Raw genomic sequence first — 19,412 nt, forward strand, 5'->3', positions numbered from 1 at the left:
GTCACCCTCGATTAACCGATCGTACCAAACCCGCTTTTGACCTGGCGCTTCTCCATATTGCCATGGGGGCCAGCGCCGTCGAACTGAGCACGGAGGGACTGACGCCGAAACAGCGGACGATTCTCCAGTATCTGCGCGACCGGGTGGACCAGGAGACCTACTTCAAGTCCCGGCTCATCGGCGAGGAACTGGGTTTCTCGGCCAAAGAAGTCGGTTCGAACATGCGTGCGGTCGCGGACGCCGAACACGAACTCGACATCGAACAGTGGGGCTATTCCTCCTCGACGACCTGGCAAGTAACCACCGCCTGAGATTCAGGGTTCGTACCTGAGCAGGTCGGCCGCGTCCGCGGCGAAGTTGACCGTCTCCGCGTCGAAGCTCTCGGCGTATCGAACGAGCAGCGTGATGACCGTCTCCGGCCGATTCACCTGATACCCCTCACTCCGGTCGAGGACACCGTGTTCTGCCATTTCCGTGGCGTAGTTGCTCACCGTCGCCGGTGAGACACCGATCGCCGCTGAAAGCGAGGACCCGGTGTGGGTGGGCTCCTGCAACAGCGAGCAAAGCATGGCTCGGGGGGTCTCCCGTCTGAGGTAGCCCAGCGTGACCTGCTCGAAGGTATCGAACCGGCCGGCTGGATAAAAGCGCTTGTAGTCCCCATCCCGGTAGCGTTCGAGTGTGCCCTGGTCGGTGAGCCGCCGGAGGTGATACTGAGTCTCCCCCGTCGCGATCCCCAGGTCGTCACGGATCTTCGAGAAGTGCGCGCCGGGGGTCCGCTCGACGTAGCCCGCGATGGCTTCCCGTGTCTCGCTGTCCCCCTCGTCCTGACTCGCCAGCCCGAGCAACGGGCTCCCGGCTCCGACGGCAGCGAACTTCCGCAACGTTGTGCGCTTCTCCTCGTCGATTCCCATTTACTTCTCCGTTGGTTCCTCAGTGTCTTCGAGTTCGGCGTCCATCTCCTCGATGACCTCCTCGGCGGACTTGATCGAGCCCGTTCCCTCGGTGAGGTCGGACTCGTTGACGTCCATCGGCGCGCCGATCTCGTCCAGGATCGATTCGATGTCGTCCAGCCCCAGCAACTCCCGGGTCTCCGCGTCGAACTCCAGACTCTCCAGGCCCTCGGTCGGTTCGGCGACGTCGCTGTCGGTGAGCTGTTTGCCGTACCGACCCACCAGCGAGGTCAGTTCCTGTGGGAGCACGAAGGTCGTACTCTCCGCGGCACCGATGACCTCCAGGGCTTCCAGGCCGCGTTCGATCACGGCCCGCTCGCCCATCGATTCGGCGGACCGAGCCCGCAGCACGGTCGAGACTGCATCCCCCTGGGCTTCGAGGATCTGGGACTGCTTTTCACCCTGTGCGCGGATGATGTTCGAGCGTTTCTCCCCCTCGGCACGCTCGATCGCGGACTGTCGTTCACCCTGGGCCTCCAGGATCATGGCCCGGCGCTTGCGCTCGGCGGAGGTCTGTTGCTCCATCGCCTGCTGGACGTCCTTGGAGGGGTTGACCTCCCGAACTTCCACGGACTCGACTCTGATCCCCCACTCGTCGGTGGGTTCGTCCAGCTCTTTCCGGATGCGGGCGTTGATCTCCTGGCGCTTGTTGAGCGTATCGTCAAGTTCCATGTCCCCGATCACGGCCCGCAGCGTGGTCTGGGCCAGGTTGGAGACCGCTCGCTTGTAATCATCGACCTCCAGGAAGGCCCGCTTTGCGTTCATGACCCGGATGTACACCACGGCGTCGGCGGTGACCGGGGAGTTGTCCCGGGTGATCGCCTCCTGCCGTGGCACGTCGATCGTCTGGGTCCGCATGTCGAAGATGTACGTGCGGGAGACGAACGGCGGGATGAAGTTGATCCCCGGTTCGAGCAGGCCCCGGAACTCGCCGAAGACCGTCAACGCCTCTTTCTCGTAGGCGTCGACGATCTCGATGGCCTGGTAGACCGCCACCACCAGGACCACGAGCAGGAGCAACCCGACGACCGAGAGCGGCGACGGGCCGGTCAGTGACTGAAGGGGGAGCACCATACTGCTCCTTATGTCCGACGGTTGATAAAGTTGCGCCAGCCGGTCAGTCGTGCCACTGATTCACACTACCTGGCCGATTCGTCTTCGGTCTCGGCTTCGACATCCGCCTCGCGGGCGCGACCGCGTTCGAGTTCGCGGTCGATGTCGTCCACTTCCGAGAGGGCTTCCACCTCGACGACGTTGCCGCCGCCGGGATCCACGACGATGATCTCGGCACCTACGTCGATCTCGCCCTCGACACTCCGGGCGGCGTAGGTTGGATCGAAACCGCCCTCGGAGAGTTTCACACGGCCGGTGCGGGGCGTGACACGCTCGGTCACGTAACCGCGTCGTCCCATGAGCTCCGCCGACCCCTCGGTTTTCCCCCGGTCGGTCCCCTTGTAGAACTCGAAGTGACGGTAGACATAATAGGAGCCGGCCCCGGCGAGAAGCACCGTGAGCCCGAGCACTAGCGGGTTCGCTGCGCCCGGGACCAGGATTCCCAGAAGCCCGGCTGCGAGGAGCGCGACCCCCAGGACGATGAAGTGTGCACCCGGTGCGAATCCTTCCAGCACGACGAGCACGAGCCCGGCGAGCAGGAGGACCGTCGACAGCGAGGTCCCGAGTACTGAGGCCATGTCACACGTTTGGACCCGGGTGGGGAAAACCGTTGCCCGGACAGCGCCCCTTGCCGGAATCGGCGCTTAGAGACTCACAACGAGGATCGCGATGGCGAGACCGGCGCCGAGCAGGAACGGAAGTACGTGTTCCAGACGCGGATTTCCGGGTTCGATTTCGGGGACCTCGAGCTCGGCCTCGGGCCCGACCTCGTCTAACTCGAACTTCCAGTCGCTCATAACGGCCCCCGTTTGCGCCCCGCCGCGGGTTTGTTCACCTCGCCGTCGTAGACCACGCCGCGTTCGCCGTCGATGGTCACCCGCTGCCCGGGTTCGAGATCCTCGATGTCGGCCCCGGTGATCATCGGGATTTCGAGTTCGCGAGCCACCATGGCCGCATAGCCAGTCATCCCCGAGCGGGCGCTCACGATCCCGCCGAGTTTCTCCAGCCCGTCGCTGAACTCGCCTTCGAAGTCCCGGTGGATGACGCCGATGCTCCCGGACTCGATCGTTTCGGGGGCCACGTGCTCCAGGTCGACGACCGGCCCGGTGGCCCGCCCGTCGACCACCGACCGACCGACGGCGAGGGTTTCGGCGGCCACGTGGACCTTGAGGGTGTTCGTCGTGTCTTCCCCCTCCAGTTCGGTCATCATGCCGGTCAGGACGACGACGGTATCCCCGGGGTCGACGATCCCGGAGTCAAGCCCGGCTTTCACCGAGTCCTCGATGACCGTGGTCGCCGTCCCGACCTGGACGTTCGCGTGCTGTGCGTTCACGCCCCATACGAGTCCCAGCTGTCGGTGGACCTGGTCGTTCGGCGTGGTCGCCACGACTGGGACGCTGGGGCGGAACTTGGTGACCCGTCGGGCCGTGTACCCGGACTCGCTCGCGACGACGATCGCACTCGCGTTCACGTCCCGGGCCAGATACCGTGCCGAGCGCGCGAGGGCGTCCGTGCGGCTCTCGCCGGTCGCCTCCGGAACCCGCTGTTCGATGATTTCGTCGTACTCCACACTCTCCTCGATCTCGCGGATGATCCGGTCCATCGTCTCGACGACCCGGGTCGGGTGGGCCCCGACCGCGGTCTCCGCGGAGAGCATGACGGCGTCGGTCCCGTCGAGGACCGCGTTCGCCACGTCCGAGGCCTCCGCACGGGTCGGGCGGGCCTGTTCGACCATCGAGTCGAGCATCTCGGTCGCGGTGATGACCGGCACGCCTGCAGCCTGGCTCTTGTGGATGATCCGCTTCTGGATGAGCGGGACGTCTTCCATCGGAAGTTCGACGCCCAGGTCCCCCCGGGCGACCATGATGCCCTGGGCGGTCTGGATGATCTCGTCCAGGTGGTCGACGGCGTCGGCCCGTTCGATCTTCGCCACGACCGGGATCTCCGCGCCTAACTCCTCGATGGCGGCCTCGACGTCGAGTACGTCCGCCGCGTCCCGGACGAAACTCGCGGCGACGAAGTCCGCCCCCGCTTCGACGGCCAGTTCGAGGTCCGCGCGGTCCTTCGCCGTGACTACGTCCACGTCCAGGTCCACGCCCGGGATGTTTACGCCCTTGTGGCTCCGCAATTTTCCGCCGCTCTCGACAGTCGCGTGGACCGCATTCCCGTCGACGGATTCGACGACGGTCTCGATTCGGCCGTCGTCGAGCAGTACGCGATCGCCAGGAGAGACACGTGAGATGTCCGTGGAGAGGCCGATCTCCTGCTCGGTCACGGTTGCAGACTCGCGGAAGGTGACCGTCGAGCCACTCTCCAGGGTGACTGGCGCTGCCGTCTCGCCGGTGCGGATCTCCGGGCCCTGGAGGTCGACCATGACCGCGACCGGTTTGTCGAGTTCGGCGTCGACCCGCTGGGCCCGCTCGATGAGCGCGGCCCGGTCCTCGCGGGTCCCGTGACTGGAGTTGATCCGCGCGACGGTCATCCCCGCCTCAGCCAAATCGCTGATCGCGGCCCGGTCGTCGCTGGCCGGGCCGAGCGTACAGACGATCTTCGCGTTTCGCATTACGGGGGGTTGGACCCCCCACCGAATAAAGGTGGCAGGCTCGGTTACTGAATCTTCGTGCCGGGACCGGCCTCGCCCTGGGTGGTCAGCAGGTCGGCTTCGTCGCCGGCCGCCAGGAGCATGCCGTTGGATTCCACGCCGAAGAGCTCGGCTTTCTCCAGGTTCACCAGGACGATGATTTTGGTGCCCGGGAGCTCCTCGATGTCGTGGAGCTTTCGGATTCCCGCGACCAGCTGCCGGGTCTCCGCGCCGATGTCGACCTGCAGGCGGACGAGTTTGTCAGCCCCCTCGATCGGCTCGGCGGACTCGATACGGCCGACCCGGATGTCCAGGTCCTGGAAGTCTTCGAAGGCGATGCGATCTTCGTTCAGGGGTTCGATGTCGGTCATTGTCGTGTCGGTCTCGGAGTCGGTGTCTTCGTCCTCGATGCGTTCCTGCAGGGCCGCCTGGCGAGCTTCGACCTGCTCGTCGTCGATCTTCTCGAAGGGCTCCCGTGGCTCGCCGAAGGTGGCCGGGGGCGCGTCCAGGCAGTCTTCGATCGTCGCCTCGGCTGCAGTCCCGTCCTCGTTCAGGTCGGTCCAGATCTGCTCGGCGGTCTGGGGCGTGAAGGGCTGGATCGTGATCGCGATGGCCTTCACGAGCTGGACGGTGTCACGGATGACCTGGGCGGCCTGCTCGGGATCCTCGTCGACGAGCTTCCAGGGCTCGTTGTGCTGGATGTACTCGTTCCCGAAGCGAGCCAGTTCGAGGGGGACGGTCCCGGCCTCCCGGACCGAATACTCGTTGAGCGCCGCCGTGAACTCCGCCATCGCCGACTCGATCTCGGCTTCGACGTCGGCGGAGACCGCGGCGTCGGGCGTGCCCTCGTAGTTCCGGTTCGCGAAGAGCAGCGCCCGGTAGACGAAGTTCCCCACGTCGTCGGCGAGTTCGGCGTTGACCCGGTCCTGGAAGGTCTCCCAGGAGAAGTCGATGTCCCGCTCGAACGGACCCGCCGTCGCGATGTAAAACCTGAGGAGGTCCGTGTCGAACGGCGAGTCCAGGTACTCCTCGGCCCAGACTGCTCGATCGCGACTCGTCGAGAAGCTCGCACCGTCGAGGTTGACAAACCCGCTTGCCATGACCGCTCGCGGTTCGTTGAACCCGGCCCCGGCGAGCATCGCGGGCCAGAAGACGGTGTGATGCTGGATGATGTCCCGGCCGATGACGTGGACGATCTCGCTTTCACCCTCGCGCCAGACTTCCTCCCAGTCGTAGGTGTCCGCGCCCACGCGATCGCTGTACTGTTTGGTCGAGGCGATGTACTCGATGGGTGCATCGACCCACACGTAGAGGACCAGATCGGTCTCGTCCTCCGGGTAGTCGATGCCCCAGTCCAGGTCCCGGGTGATACACCAGTCCTGGAGTTCGCCCTCGATCCACTCCCGGGGCTGGTTGCGGGCGTTTTTGGTCCCCTCCAGCCGGTCGATGAACTCCGAGAGGTAGTCCTGGAACGCCGAGACGCGGAAGAACTTGTGCTCGCGGGTGCGATACTCCGCGGGGTTCCCGGTCAGGATGCTCGTCGGATTTTCGATCTCGCCCGGTTCGAGGTGGCGGCCACAGCCCTCGTCACACTCGTCCCCGCGGGCGGTCGCGCCACAGTAGGGACAGGTCCCCTCGACGTAGCGATCGGGGAGCGGCTGGTCCTCGATCGGGTCCCAGGCGACCTCGATCTCCTTCTCGTAGACATGCCCCTCCTCGTCGAGGGTTCGGACGATCTCCTGGGTCAACTCGACGTTTTCGGACTGGTGGGTGTGCCCGTAGTTGTCGAAATCGACGTCGAACTGCGGGAAGGTCTCCTCGTAGGTCTCGTGCCAGTCCAGGGCGAAGTCTTCGGGTGAGACCCCCGACTCGGCCGCGTTGACCGCGATCGGCGTCCCGTGCATGTCCGACCCCGAGACGAAGGCGGTCTCCTGACCGATGGTTCGCAGCGATCGTGTCAACACGTCGCCGCTCACGTAGGTCCGCAGGTGACCGATGTGGAGGTCCCCGTTCGCGTAGGGCAGTCCACAGGTCACCACCGCCGGGTTCTCGGTGGGAAAGGACTCGTGGCTCATGGGTATGGATGCCACCCCAACCGATTAAAGTCCCGTGATTGGCGGGCGTCCTCAGTCCAGAATTTCGACGCCGCCGAAGAGTGTCACACCGGTCACCACGAGGTCCGGGGTCTCGTTGACCGTCTCCCGCCGCCGTGAGTCCTCCGTGCCCCCGAAGATGGCGAGCACGTCGACGGTCACGTTCCACTCCGGCGGGACCCGAAACTCCGTGCCACCGAAGAGGGTGACCGTCTCGATCACGGCCGGTGGGTGGGAGACCTCGGCGTCCCGGAGATCGATCTCCGAGCCACCGAAGATCGAGATGACGTCGCCGCCGGTGAAGTCCGTGGCGGTCACCCGCTTGTCGGCCCCGCCGAAGACGGCGATCGCATCCAGTTCTCCGCTCGTTCCCTCGACACGACTCCGTCGGCGACTGCGGCCCACGAGTAACAGGAGCCCGAACAGGACCACGAAAAGCGGCCACCACGCCTCGATCTGGGCGTCCGAGACGACTCCCAGGTTTCGAAGTTGAACGGTTCCGGCGACGGCGATGACCATTACTGGCCCGGTGAGGTTTCGGCCCCGGGACCGGACCAGCGCCCAGACTCCGAGGAGGACGAAAACCGCAGGGACCCAGTTCCAGAGTGATTCAGTCGCGAAGGCCCCGGTCGTGCCGGCGAGCAGGAGGGCCCCCAGGAGCAAGACGAGAAAGGCAGTCGTCGTTCGACCGGTTCGTCGAAAGTCCATATCCACCGGTAGGTCTTGTCAGTATATAATAATTTGTGGCTCAACTACACGACGAAGAGGGCTCCTTCGATGAGCCCGATCGTCACCACGAGTCGGCCCACGCTCCCGGCGAAGGCCGCGGCCGCGAAGCGCCGGTAACCGGTTCCGAGGACCGAGAAGGCATAGATCGAGGCCGTATCGGGGAAGAACGGAACGCTGAGCCCGATCGCCATCCCCAGGGGCCCCCACCGCTTGCCGAGTTCGACCATTCGCTTCTGTGACCACGCCACCGGGTCGAATCCCAGCCGTTCGATCGCCCCTGTCACGATCCCGGAGTGGCTGGCGCTGTGGCCGACCATCAACGCGATAACACTCCCGAGGGCCTTTCCGAGCCCGCTCACGACGATCACGAGCCCGATCTGGACTTCGTAGGGGAACGGCGCGAGCGCGAGGCTATTGGTCGGACAGAGATAGCCAACCGGGCAGAGAACGATCTCGCTTGGAAACGGAAGCACGAAGGCGATGAGCGCCGAGTAGACGAAGATCACGCCAAGCCCGGACCAGCCCGAGGCGGCCCGGACGGCCGTTTCGAGCCCGAGGTCCAGGATGGCTTCGAGCATTGGCTCTCCCTGTGGGCTCCGGTCTCAAAACCGTGCCGATCACGGACGGTGCCGGTCCACAGCAGCCAGGAACGCTTCTAGCATGTTCCGGTCCACGTGGGGCATGACGACGATCCGTATCGCCCCCTGCTGGGTCCGGGCGATCCGCCAGCCCGCTTCCCGAAGGCGCTCGAAGAGCGACTGACTCGCCTCCCAGGCCACGAGCGGGAGTTCCGGCTCGGCCACCGTGAATCCCCGCGAATCGAGTGCCGTCGCGAGCCACCTGGCCAGTTTCATCGTCCGCTCGAAGGCAGCACGGTAGCCGTCGGGCCAGAGCGTTTCGAGTGCGGCGTGGGCGCTCGCGACGCCCGCCCCACTCCGGGTACCGCCCAGTGAGACCTGGGATTCGGACTCCAGGTAGGGCGTCTCGACGGACAGCGCGTCGAGCACCGATCGGTCACGCACCAGGAACCCACCAGCCGGAATCGCCGCCCGCCCGGCTTTGTGAGGGTCGATCGTCATCGTATCGATTTCGGCGTGGCCGAAGTGCCACTCCCGATCGGTAAACGGAAGGAGAAACCCGCCGAAGGCGGCGTCGACGTGGACCATCGCGTCGACGGAGTCGGCAAGATCCACCAGGGCCGGGATGGGATCGACCCGGCCGTACTCCGTCGAGCCGGCGACGCCGAACACGAGGGCGGTCCGCTCGTCCGCGGCGTCGGCCATCGCTGCGGGGTCCGCGCGATGATCCGGCCCCGTCTCCACGAGTCGGAGTTCGACATCCAGCAGCGAGGCGGCCTTCCGAAGCGAGAAGTGGGCGCTGGTGGGCGCGACGACGTTCGGTTCGGCCACCGTGGCTCGGTTTCGCGCGGCCCGAACCGCCTGGATGTTCGCCTCGGAACCGCCGGCCGTGACATAGCCGTGGGGGTCCGCCAGGCCGGCCAGTTCACCCAGCATCGAAACCGTCTCCCGCTCGCGTGCGGCGACGGCCTGGAAGGTCGCCGGGTCGCCAGGATTCGAGCCCAGAAACTCCATCGCGGCCCGTCTGGCTGCCGGCGCCGGCTCCGTGCACATCGAGGAGAGCACTCGGTCGAAGGACTGTGGCTCCAAGTGCGAGCGATTCGGTGTCATCAATGCCCGTCCTCCCGGAGGGTGCGAATTCGCTCGGGGACCGGCGGATGCTGGTAGTGAAACGCCTCGTAGAGCGGGTGCGGGAAGGGATTCGAGAGGTTCTCACCGGTCATCTGTGCCAACGCGTCCGCCAGGGGGTCGCCCGATCCCATCACTTCGACGGCGAATTCGTCGGCGGCCCGCTCGCTTCTGAGCCAGAGGCGATTCGAGAGTGGCTGGGTGAACTGCAGCACCGGCTCCAGCCAGAGCCCCGCGAGCAGGAGCCCGGCCGCCGGGATCTCGGGCACGCCGAACATGGCGTACAGCCAGGACTGGCCCATGAGCACCTGGGCGAGCGCGAGCAGCACGGCCGCTTCGAGGATCGAGACGGCCATTCGCTGCCAGACGTGCCCCTTCTTCCAGTGGGCGAGTTCGTGGGCCAGCACGCTCTGCAGTTCCCGCGCCTCGAGTTGCTCGATCAGGGTATCGAAGAGGACGACCCGCTTGGTCCGGCCGAACCCCGTGAAGAAGGCATTGGAGTGGCCGGATCTGGAACTGGCGTTCATCGCGTAGACGTCCTCGCAGGTGAATCCGGCCCGATCGAAGACCGCTTCGACGGCCGTCCGGAGGTCCCCCTCCTCGATCGGCTCGAAGTCGTAGAAAAGCGGCATGATCACCCGCGGGACGACGATCTGGGAGCCGAGCACGAACAGCGCCACGACGCCCGTCGCGGCGAGCCACCACCAGGTGGGGAACTGCTGGAGCACGAGGAGAATTCCGGCCCCCAGGATGGAAACGAAGGCCACCGAGACGGCGGTCTCAACGATCGCGTCGCGGACGAACAACCGTGGGGACTGTTCGTTGAATCCGTAGGCCGCCTCGATCCCGAAGGTGTCGAAGGCTTCGAAGGGAAGGGAAAGCAGTTGCATTGTGACTGTCGCCACGACGAAAATCCCGACCCCGGCGAGGAGGTCGTGCCCGATCGCTCCGTCGATCGCGGCGACTGCGTCTCCGAACAGGCCGGTGTAGAGCACTAACAGGACGACCGCGAGGACGAGCACGTTCTTTAGCGTGCCGGCGCTCGTCGAGAGGCGATGGTACTGGCGCAAACGGGCGGGGTCATCGACGGCCAGTGTCTCTGTCAGCCACGCGGAGTGCTCCCGGATCGTCCGATCCGCGTGCCGAACGTTCAGTGCGGCGAGCCCGGCAAAGACTCCCGTCGAGCCTCCCACGAGCAGTAGAAAGACGGCGTGATACGCGAGCATACGCTTCGATACGGCAGCAGGTAAAAACGTCTGACGTTTAGCGAACAGAGTCGAGCAGCAGGCGCTGTTCGGTCCGTTTGACCTCGTGCTGGACGTCCCGCACGGCGTCGATGTTCGCCGAAATCGAGGAGATCCCCTCCTCGACGAGGAACTCGACCATCTCGGGCTTCGAGCCGGCCTGGCCGCAGATACTCGTGTCCACGTCGTGCTCCCGGCAGATCTCGATCGTGCGACCGATGAGTTTGAGCACGCCGGGGTGGAGTTCGTCGAAGCGGTCCGAGACCCGCTCGTTGTTCCGGTCGACCGCCAGGGTGTACTGCGTGAGGTCGTTCGTGCCGAAGGAGGCAAAGTCGATGCCCTCCGCGGCCATCTCCTCGATCGTCATGACGCTGGCTGGCGTCTCGATCATCACGCCCCACTCGCGTTTCGTCGTGTCGATGCCCGCCGATTCGAGCAGTTCCCGGGCCCGCCGCACGTCCTCCGCGTCGTTCACGAGCGGGAACATGATCTCGACGTTGTCATACCCCAGTTCGTAGAGGTGCTTGATGGCCGCAAGCTCGTGTTCGAAGATCTCGGGCTCGTTCAGACTGCGCCTGAGGCCCCGGTACCCGAGCATCGGGTTGTGTTCGCTCGGCTCGTCGTTGCCGCCTTCGAGCTGTCTGAACTCGTCGGTGGGCGCATCGAGGGTGCGCACCCGGACCGGTCGCGGGTAGAACTCCTCGGCAACGGTGCGGATCCCGTCGACGATCTCGTCCCGGTAGGCCTTGGCTCCGTGATCGTCGATGTACCGCTTGGGGGTCTTGTTCGTCCCCATGACCATGTGCTCCATCCGGAGGAGTCCCACCCCGTCCGCCCCGGTTGCGGCCGCCCGCTCGGCGGCCTCCGGGATCGAGATGTTGACCTTCACCTCCGTGGCGGTCATCGGTTTGACCGGCGCTTTCGGGCGGGCCTCCTCGATGGGCTCCCGTTCCGACTCTTTGGGGGTGTCACGGCCCTCGCGGACTGCACCGCGCTCGCCGTCGATCGTGATGATCTGGCCGTCGCTCAGAATTTCGGTCGCGCCGCCGGTGCCGACCACGGCCGGCACGCCGAGTTCGCGGGAGACGATGGCGGCGTGGCTGGTCATGCCGCCCTCTTCGGTGATGATGCCCGAGGCCCGCTTCATCGCGGGCACCATATCGGGAGTGGTCATCGGCGTGACGATGATGTCGCCCTCGCTTACCTTGTCGAGTTCGTCCAGTTTGCGAATGATGCGAACGGCGCCGCTGGTGATTCCCGGACTGGCTCCCAGCCCCGAGAGGATATCCTCGCCGCCGGCTCCTTCGACCTCGGTGTCGTTCGAACTGGTGTCGTCGATCGTGGTGATCGGGCGGGACTGGAGCATATAGACAGTCCCGTCCATGATGGCCCACTCGACGTCCTGTGGGGTCTCGTAGTGGTCCTCGACCCGCTCGCCCATCTCGACTAGCTCCTGTATCTCGGCCTCGGTCAGGACCTGGGAATCACGGCGATCGTCCTCGATCGACCGGGTGACGGTCTCGCCGGTCTCCTCGTCCCGGACCATCTCGATTTTCTTCTCGGCGACGGTGACCGACTCGATCTCACGGCTCTCCCGGTCGACGTGGTAGTTGTCAGGTGACACCGATCCCGAGACGACGGCCTCTCCGAGCCCCCAGGCGGCCTCGATGATGGTCTGGGGCGCGCCAGTCGACGGGTGGCTGGTGAAGAGGACGCCGCTTTTCTCGGCGTCGACCATCTGCTGGACGACCACGGCGATGTCGACCGCGTCGTGGGCGAACCCCTGTTCCTCGCGATAGTAGATCGCTCGCTGCGTAAAAAGCGAGGCCCAGGCCCGCTGGACCCGATCGAGCAGTTCTTCGCCCTGAATGTTGAGGTAGGTCTCCTGCTGGCCGGCGAAACTCGCTTCGGGCAGGTCCTCGGCGGTCCCCGAGGAGCGCACCGCGACGAACGGCTGTTCGCCCTCCAGGTCGGCGTACGCGGCCATGATCTCCTCGCGGATGTGTTCGGGCATCTCGGTCTCCAGAATCAGTTCCTCGGCCCGCGAGGCGGCCGCCGAAAGCGCCCCGGAGTCCTCCGTGTCGACGTCGACGGCCGCGAACAGCTCCTCGTCGATGCCGGTGTCTTCGATGAACGATCGATACGTGTCCGCGGTGACGACGAACCCGGGCGGGACGGGGAGCCCGGCGTCGGTCATCTCCCCGAGCGAGGCCCCTTTCCCGCCGACGCTCCCGATGTCGTCGGCTCGTATGTCTTCCAGCCAGCGTACAGCCATGTGGCAGGTAAACGAACCCGGAGCGAGCCCATGAAGGTTGCGGAGGGCCGGTTCCGGTAAACTTGGGTACTGACCCGGACCTCGTGACGGTGGATTTAAGCCGGACCCCACACCCGTCACCGGCATGGAGCGAACTCGATCCCTTCGATGGGCTGGTCGGTACTTCCTCTACACCACTGGGCTGGGCCTGTTGGGCCTCCTGCTGGTCGGACTCGGTGGCTACCTGGCGTATAGCGGACTCATGCTCGGGCCGGAGACGATCTACGGGGTCCCCTATCCCCACGTCACGAGCACGTCTTTCTTCGGTATCGTGCCGGTCGTCCTCGGGGTCGTCGTCTGGCGCGCGGGCAAGGCCTGGGCCCTGTATCACACGCTTTCCGGGGCCGTGAGCGAGGAACTCGGGGATACCTACGACACCGAACACGTCAAAAGTGACATCGTCGCGGTGCTCGACGACCGCCTGGCTGACATGCAACAGGACCTCCAGTCGGTCAATCGGGAGGTGCGGGACCTCAAGGAAGCCGAGGAGTTCGAGTTCAACACTGCGGATTGATCGGGCCGAGACGAGTGGATTAAAGTCCTCGCTCCCCTCGGTGGCCAATGGTGACCGAAGCTAATGGGTGAGCTCCCGGACGAATTTGACTGTACCATCACGAACTGGGATTACATCTACGGTCTCACCAGGGACGTCGCCAAGCAGGTCCGCGCGGCGGACTTCGAACCGGACGTCATCGTCGCGCTGGCCCGCGGGGGCTGGTTCGCCGGGCGTGTCCTCTGTGATTTCCTGGGGCTGGATGACCTGACCAGCCTGAAGGTCGAACACTACGTCGGTACGGCGGCGAAATCCGAGGAGCCGGAGATCCGCTACCCGATGCCCGAAGGCTCAGTCGAGGGCAAGGACGTGCTGATCGTCGACGACATCGCGGACACCGGCGGGTCGATCGAGCACGCCTACGAGTACGTGACCGACCGGAACTCCGGGGAGGTCCGCACGGCCACACTCCAGCTCCTGCAGACAAGCGAGTTCGAACCGGACTTCATCGGCGAACGCCTCTCGGACTGGACCTGGATCGTTTATCCCTGGAACTTCATCGAGGACATGGTCGATCTCGTCGCCGGGGTCATGGAGAAAGGCGGTGACGGTCCCTACCGCCCCGAGCAGATCCGTACTCTTCTCGAAACCTATCACGGGATCGATCGTATCGAGATGGAGATCGCCCAGCCGGACCGCCTGGCGGAGGTCCTGACGGAGATGGCCCATCGCGGGGTCATCACCCAGGAGGGCGAGAACGCCTGGGCGCTCACCGACGCGAACTGACCGTCTGGGAACCCAACGTTAAGGGCCCGAGGGACGAAGCTATCGGTATGATCGGATTCATCGGTGGAAGCGGTATCTACGAAGCCCTTCCGCTCACGGACGTCCGCGAGCGCGAGATCGAGACGCCCTTTGGCGAACCGAGTGCCCCAGTCACGATCGGGACCTACGAGGGGACTGAGACCGAGGTCGCGTTCATCCCCCGACACGGCCGGCACCACCAGTATTCGCCGACAGACCTGCCCTATCGGGCGAACATCTACGCGTTCAAGCGCCTCGGCGTCGAGCGGGTCATCGCGAGCAACGCGGTCGGGAGCCTTCGCAAGGAGATCGAGCCCCGCACGCTTGTCGTGCCGGATCAACTCTTCGACCGCACCCGCCATCGGGAGTACTCCTTTTTCGGAGACGGGATGGTGGTCCACCAGGGCTTTGCCGACCCGTTCTGTCCCGAACTCTCGAAGGAACTCCAGAACGCCGCCGTCACGGAGACCGACGCGTCCGTCAAGGGCGGATGCACGTACGTCACGATCGAGGGGCCACAGTTCTCCACCCGGGCCGAGAGCGAGTTCTACCGTGAACAGGGATTCGACATCATCGGCATGACCGCCATCCCGGAGGCCAAACTCGCCCGCGAGGCCGAACTCTGCTATGCCACCGTCGCCGGCGTGACCGACTGGGACGTCTGGAAGACAGACAGCCAGGTCTCCCTGGAGGAGGTGCTGGAGAACGCCTCGCACAACGAGGCCGCGATTCAGGACGTGGTCGGGGCGGCCATCGAATCCCTCTCCGAAACCCGCTCCTGTGAGTGTGGGTCGGCGCTGGAGGGAACGATCAACACGGACCCCGAGCACATCCCCCAATCGACGCTGGAGTCGGTAGCCCCACTCGTCGAGGACTACCTCTAGTCTTCGGCCTCGACGCGCTCCGTGGGGCCGATTTCCTCGGCCTCTCCGTCTCCGACTGCGTCTTCGCGCTCTGTTGTGGTTTTTTCGCCGTCCGCAGACACGTCCGTTTCGGCGGTTGGGGGCTCCTCACTCCGCCGATCCTCGATCCAGAGATCGCCGAAGAGTTCGTCCTGATCTAGGAAGACTGCTCCCCGGTGGGCCAGAAAGAGCAGCGCGAGGAACGTGTCGACTCGCGAGCCACCAGCGTCCGCGATTTCGGCGAACAGGACCTCGGCTCGGCCCCGGTCGTATCGCTCGTGGAGTTCGGCCTCGACGGCCTCGATGAGCTCGTCGATGTCCTCGTCGTGGGCGGTGCCGGTGACATCCGCTTCCTCGGGTTCGCCCTCGCTGCGTGTGTCGTCTCCCGAGCGGTAATCCAGGGTCTGAACGCCGCGCTGGAACCCCTTGGGGGAGTTCTCGGTGTCATACGACCGGCCCGACTTCCACCAGGAGCCCCGTTCGGCCTCCCGGAGTTCGTGGACGAGTTCGTCGAGGGTTTCGGGGGTCCCACGGGCGGACTGGCGTTCCAGCCGGCGGTCCATTTCGGCCTCTAGCTGGTCGATCGGATCGCCGACCCCCGTCTCGGGCCCGTCGAGAGGCGTGTCACCTGCGAACGGGTCGACCCGTTCGGGTTCGTCCGGCTCCGGGTCCTCGTCCTCGACGAACAGTTCGTCGCTTTTCATCCGGAGGAGGACACTGGCATAGAAGAGCGCCCGCCCAGAGGTCCGGATTTCGGCCTCGTCGATGGCCGCCAGGAAGGCGTCGGTCACCTGGATGATGTCGATGTCCCAGGGGTCGATCTCCCCCCGTTCCGCGAGCCCGACCAGCACCTCGACGGGTTCCGGCCCCTCCTCATCCGGCTCTTCCGGGCCGAAGGCCGCGGCTTCAGTCATCGGCGACCGCCTCCTCCCGGCCGGCCAGGTCGATGCCCGTGACCGCCGAGACGTTGTTCTCCTGCATGGTCACCCCGATGGCCCGCTCGGAGCGTTCGAGCATGGCCGAGCGGTGAGAGACGACCACGAACTGGGCCTCGCTGGCCAGTTCGTCGACCATCTCACCGACCCGCTCGGCGTTCGCGGCGTCGAGGAAGGCGTCGATCTCGTCAAGCGCGTAGAACGGGGCCGGGTTGTACCGCTGGACCGCGAAGATGAAGGCCAGCGCGGTGAGTGATTTCTCGCCGCCCGACATGGCGTCCAGGCGCTGGACCGGCTTGTCACCCGGCTGGGCGCGCATCGTCATGCCGCCCTCGAAGGGCTGCTCGGGATCTTCGAGTGAGAGTTCGCCGGTCCCATTCGAGAGGCGCTCGAAGATCTCCTGGAACTGGTCGTTGATCGCCTCGTAGGCCGCCATGAAGTTCTCGCGTTTCAGCCGGTCGTAGCGGTCGATGCGCTCTTCGATTGCCGCCCGCTCCTCGTCGAGTTCGTCGTGTTTTTCGGTTAACTGGTCCAGCGCCGATTCCACGGTGTCGTACTCCTCGATGGCCTTCATGTTGACCGGCTCCAGGCGGGCCATCTGGCGTTCGAGTCGCCTGACGTTTTGCTCGACGGTTTCGAGGTCGGGGACCGACTCGGGATCGGTCTCCTCGACGTTTGCCTCGAGTTTGGCGACCTCGGCTTCGAGCCGCTGGGCCGACCGTTCGAGGCTCTCGATCCGGTTCCGCAGACTCTCGGCCTCGTTTTTCGTCTCGTCGCGCTCGTCCCGGGCCGCCGCGAGTTCCTCGCGGAGGTCCTCGCGCTCGGCCTTGAGATCCGCCAGTTCCGACTCGAGTTCTGCGATCTCCGCCTCCTTCTCCTCGATGTCCTCGCGTCGCTGTTCGATGGTCGCCTCCAGGTCTTCGATCCGCTCTTCCTGTTCGGCTTTCGTGTTCTGGGCGGACTCGACGGTCTCGTGGAGGTCCTCGATGGCCGACTCGGCGTACTCCTTCTCCAGGTTCAGGCTGTTGAGCTCGCTGTCGATGTCCTCGATGCGATCCTCCAGGTCCGCGACCTCGGCCTGCAGGGACTCCTTTTCGTCTGTGAGTTCCGGGATCTTCGACTCGGCCAGTTCGGCTTCCAGATCCTCGATCTCCGCTTCGGTGGTGCTGATCTCTTCCTCGGCGGCCTCGATTTCGGCGTCGAGTTCGGCCATTTCGGCCTGAACGGACTCGCGTTCTCCCTCCAGTTCCGCGATCCGGGTTTCGAGCTCCTCGATGTCGGTCTCGGCCTCCTCGCGGTCCCGCTCGGCCCGCTCGATTTCGGACTCGATCTCCCGCACGCTCTCGACTGCGTCGGCGCGTTTCTCGCGCGCCCGGTCGAGCTGTTCGTCCAGGTCGGTGATGTCGGCCTCGATGGAGGCCCGTTCGTCCTCGAGGGACTCGATCCGTTCGGCAACCCGTTCGAGTTTGCCCTGGCCCGTCGCCGTAAAGGAGTAGCGGGACCCGGAGCGGCTGCCACCGGTCATCGCACCGCTTTTCTCCACGAGGTCGCCGTCGAGGGTCACCAGCCGGAACTCGCCCATGAACTCCCGGGCGGTCGCCATGTCCTCGACCACGAGCGTATCCCCCAGCACGTAGGAGAAGACCGGCGCGTAGGTCCGATCGAAATCGACCAGGTTGTACGCGAAGTCGATCACGCCGGGGTCCTGGGGCAGGCTGGGGAGCGAGCGGTGCTCCATCTCCGTGATCGGGAGGAAGGTTGCCCGACCGGCGTTCCGGGACTTCAGGTGTTCGATACAGCGCTCGCCGACGCCGTCGTCAGCCACGACGACGTGGGCCATCCGGCCACCGGCCGCCGTCTCACAGGCGGTCGCGTACGCTTCTTCCACGCTTCCGAGTTCGGCGATGGGGCCGTGGACGCCCTCGATGTTGGCGTTGCGAATGGTCGTGACGGCCCGGCCGAAGGAGCTGTCACCGCTTTCGTCGGCCCGTGCTTCGAGTGACGCGTACTCCTCCTGAGCGGCATCGAGTTTCGATTCGACGGCCTCCAGATCCGAACGCCGCTCTTCCCGTCGGTTTTCGATGTCTTCGATGACCTCCTCGATCTGGGTCTTGTTCGTCCGGGCTTTCTCCAGTTCGCGGTCCAGATCGGCGAGTCGCTCATCGAGCTCCTCGATACGGGTCTGGGCGGCTTTCTTATCCTCCCGGGCGGATTCGAGTTCGGTCGACCGCCGCCGGGCCTCGTCGAGATAGCGGTCCTTCTTCCGCTGGAGGTCGTTGCGCTCGGATTTGGCCGCTTCGAGGGATTCCTTCGCCGCTTCGAGATCCGCCCGGAGATCGTCGTAGGCCGTGTCCACGGCCTCGATTTCAGCCTCGACCGACTCGATCTCCTCCTGGAGGTCCTGCTTCTCGCCGACCAGCGAGGCCTTCTCGACTTTCAGCTCGCGGATCTCGCCTTCCAGGTCCTCGATCTCCTCCTGCTTGCGGTCGATCTTGACGAAGGCCTGTCGCCGAGTCTCGGTGGCTTCCTCGATCCGCTCTTCGGCCCCGTCGATGCGGTCCTCCAGGCCGCCGATCTCGGCCTTGAGCTCCTCCATCTCGCGTTTGAGTTCGAGCTGTTCCTCCTCGCCGGTCCGTTCGATCTCGGCCTCCAGGTCTTCGAGGTCCTCGGTGAGTCGCGTGACCCGCTCCTCGCGTTCAGCGAGTTTGGCCTCCATGGATTCGAGTTCCGCCTCGCGATCCTCGATATCGGCCTCGGTGGCCGCGAGTTCCTGCCGGCGCTCTTCGAGTTCGGCGACGTCCCGGTAGGCCTCGTATTCGGCTTTCTCCTCGCGCAGGCCCTGGTACTCCAGGGCCGTCTCCCGCTCGTCTTCGAGCTGTTCGAGGCGTGTTTCTTTCTCCTCGATTCGTAACTCCGCCTCGTGGATGTGCTCCTGGACCTGTTCGAGTTCCTCGTGGGCGTCTGCCTTCTTCCGGTCGAACTCCGCGACGCCAGCGATCTCGTCGATGATCTCCCGGCGCTCGTGGGGGGTCATCTGGATGATGCCGGTCACGTCCCCCTGCATCACGACGTTGTAGCCCTCTGGGGTGACCCCGGCCGCGGCCAGCAGGTCCTGGATATCGGAAAGGTTCACCGAGCGCCCGTTCAGGTAGTAATAGGAGTAGTAGTTGTCCTCGGTCTGCTTGATCCGCCGTTTGACTCGGATCTGATCGACTTCCTCGATGTCCTCGGTGCCGATCGCCGTGGCGATCTGGGAGGGCGAGATCGTGCGGTCCTCGTTGTCGAGGGTGACTTCGACGCTGGCCTCCCGAGCGCCGTCGTAGTCCCGGTCCTCCTCGTGGGCGGGATTGTAGATCAGGTCGGTGAGCTTCTGGGCGCGCATGCCACGGGTGCGAGCCAGGCCCAGCGCGAACAGGATCGCGTCGATGATGTTCGACTTGCCCGAGCCGTTCGGGCCGCTGATCGTGGTGAAATCCTCGTAGAAGGGGATCCTGGTGGTTCGTCCGAAGCTCTTGAAATTCTCCAGGACGATCTGGTCGATGTACATC

At 65.2% G+C, this 19,412-nt stretch carries 17 protein-coding genes; 4 read left to right on the top strand and 13 right to left on the bottom strand.

The genetic code is table 11. The features are described from left to right. Positions 1 to 62 precede the first annotated feature (62 nt). On the top strand, positions 63 to 311 hold the full coding sequence (locus RH831_RS06310; protein WP_310553379.1) for a hypothetical protein: 249 nt from the start codon (positions 63 to 65) through the stop codon (positions 309 to 311). A gap of 3 nt (positions 312 to 314) precedes the next feature. Here the strand turns inward: RH831_RS06310 and RH831_RS06315 are convergent, their stop codons facing one another. The 11 genes from RH831_RS06315 to ppsA all read right to left on the bottom strand — a co-directional run bounded on the left by RH831_RS06315 (position 315) and on the right by ppsA (position 12,691). Next, positions 315 to 911, bottom strand: coding sequence for a MarR family transcriptional regulator (locus tag RH831_RS06315; protein WP_310553380.1), 597 nt, complete (start codon positions 909 to 911; stop codon positions 315 to 317). Further along, positions 912 to 2,024: an SPFH domain-containing protein gene (locus RH831_RS06320; RefSeq protein ID WP_310553381.1), complete on the bottom strand. Its 1,113-nt coding sequence runs from the start codon at positions 2,022 to 2,024 to the stop codon at positions 912 to 914. A 65-nt stretch (positions 2,025 to 2,089) separates the two neighbouring features. Continuing rightward, positions 2,090 to 2,641 carry an NfeD family protein gene (locus tag RH831_RS06325; RefSeq protein ID WP_310553382.1) on the bottom strand — a complete coding sequence of 184 codons (552 nt, stop codon included), beginning with the start codon at positions 2,639 to 2,641 and terminating at the stop codon, positions 2,090 to 2,092. 66 nt (positions 2,642 to 2,707) lie between these two features. After that, on the bottom strand, positions 2,708 to 2,860 hold the full coding sequence (locus tag RH831_RS06330) for a hypothetical protein (protein ID WP_310553383.1): 153 nt from the start codon (positions 2,858 to 2,860) through the stop codon (positions 2,708 to 2,710). After that, complete coding sequence (gene pyk / locus RH831_RS06335; protein WP_310553384.1) at positions 2,857 to 4,626, bottom strand: pyruvate kinase; 1,770 nt, start codon at positions 4,624 to 4,626, stop codon at positions 2,857 to 2,859. Before pyk ends, RH831_RS06330 begins: the two co-directional genes overlap by 4 nt. Positions 4,627 to 4,670: 44 nt before the next feature. Next, complete coding sequence (metG, locus tag RH831_RS06340; protein ID WP_310553385.1) at positions 4,671 to 6,719, bottom strand: methionine--tRNA ligase; 2,049 nt, start codon at positions 6,717 to 6,719, stop codon at positions 4,671 to 4,673. Positions 6,720 to 6,770: 51 nt separating this feature from the next. Continuing rightward, positions 6,771 to 7,445 carry a LiaF transmembrane domain-containing protein gene (locus tag RH831_RS06345; protein ID WP_310553386.1) on the bottom strand — a complete coding sequence of 225 codons (675 nt, stop codon included), beginning with the start codon at positions 7,443 to 7,445 and terminating at the stop codon, positions 6,771 to 6,773. Positions 7,446 to 7,489: 44 nt separating this feature from the next. After that, complete coding sequence (locus tag RH831_RS06350; protein ID WP_310553387.1) at positions 7,490 to 8,044, bottom strand: VTT domain-containing protein; 555 nt, start codon at positions 8,042 to 8,044, stop codon at positions 7,490 to 7,492. A gap of 39 nt (positions 8,045 to 8,083) precedes the next feature. Then, positions 8,084 to 9,154 (bottom strand): tyrosine decarboxylase MfnA, encoded by a 1,071-nt coding sequence (mfnA, locus tag RH831_RS06355; RefSeq protein ID WP_310553388.1) that lies wholly within the window; start codon positions 9,152 to 9,154, stop codon positions 8,084 to 8,086. Further along, positions 9,154 to 10,398 carry a M48 family metallopeptidase gene (locus RH831_RS06360; RefSeq protein WP_310553389.1) on the bottom strand — a complete coding sequence of 415 codons (1,245 nt, stop codon included), beginning with the start codon at positions 10,396 to 10,398 and terminating at the stop codon, positions 9,154 to 9,156. Before RH831_RS06360 ends, mfnA begins: the two co-directional genes overlap by 1 nt. A gap of 37 nt (positions 10,399 to 10,435) precedes the next feature. After that, positions 10,436 to 12,691: a pyruvate, water dikinase gene (gene ppsA / locus RH831_RS06365; RefSeq protein ID WP_310553390.1), complete on the bottom strand. Its 2,256-nt coding sequence runs from the start codon at positions 12,689 to 12,691 to the stop codon at positions 10,436 to 10,438. Positions 12,692 to 12,815: 124 nt separating this feature from the next. On the opposite strand from ppsA, the gene RH831_RS06370 reads away from it, so the two are divergent. From RH831_RS06370 to mtnP, 3 genes are all read left to right on the top strand, one after another. Continuing rightward, positions 12,816 to 13,244: a hypothetical protein gene (locus RH831_RS06370; protein ID WP_310553391.1), complete on the top strand. Its 429-nt coding sequence runs from the start codon at positions 12,816 to 12,818 to the stop codon at positions 13,242 to 13,244. A 63-nt stretch (positions 13,245 to 13,307) separates the two neighbouring features. Then, complete coding sequence (locus RH831_RS06375; RefSeq protein ID WP_071933248.1) at positions 13,308 to 14,009, top strand: phosphoribosyltransferase; 702 nt, start codon at positions 13,308 to 13,310, stop codon at positions 14,007 to 14,009. Between the two features lie 41 nt (positions 14,010 to 14,050). Then, positions 14,051 to 14,911, top strand: a complete 861-nt coding sequence (mtnP, locus tag RH831_RS06380) for an S-methyl-5'-thioadenosine phosphorylase (RefSeq protein WP_396275460.1) — start codon at positions 14,051 to 14,053, stop codon at positions 14,909 to 14,911. Here the strand turns inward: mtnP and RH831_RS06385 are convergent. Both RH831_RS06385 and smc read right to left on the bottom strand, forming a co-directional pair. Continuing rightward, positions 14,908 to 15,843, bottom strand: a complete 936-nt coding sequence (locus tag RH831_RS06385; protein ID WP_310553393.1) for a ScpA family protein — start codon at positions 15,841 to 15,843, stop codon at positions 14,908 to 14,910. The two genes, mtnP and RH831_RS06385, sit on opposite strands and share 4 nt — an antisense overlap. Beyond that, a complete protein-coding gene (smc, locus tag RH831_RS06390) occupies positions 15,836 to 19,411 on the bottom strand; it encodes a chromosome segregation protein SMC (protein WP_310553394.1) in 3,576 nt (1,191 codons plus the stop codon). Before smc ends, RH831_RS06385 begins: the two co-directional genes overlap by 8 nt. Between the last annotated feature and the right edge of the window lies 1 nt (position 19,412).

The sequence above is a fragment of the Halodesulfurarchaeum sp. HSR-GB genome (assembly GCF_031432215.1).
Classification (GTDB): domain Archaea; phylum Halobacteriota; class Halobacteria; order Halobacteriales; family Halobacteriaceae; genus Halodesulfurarchaeum.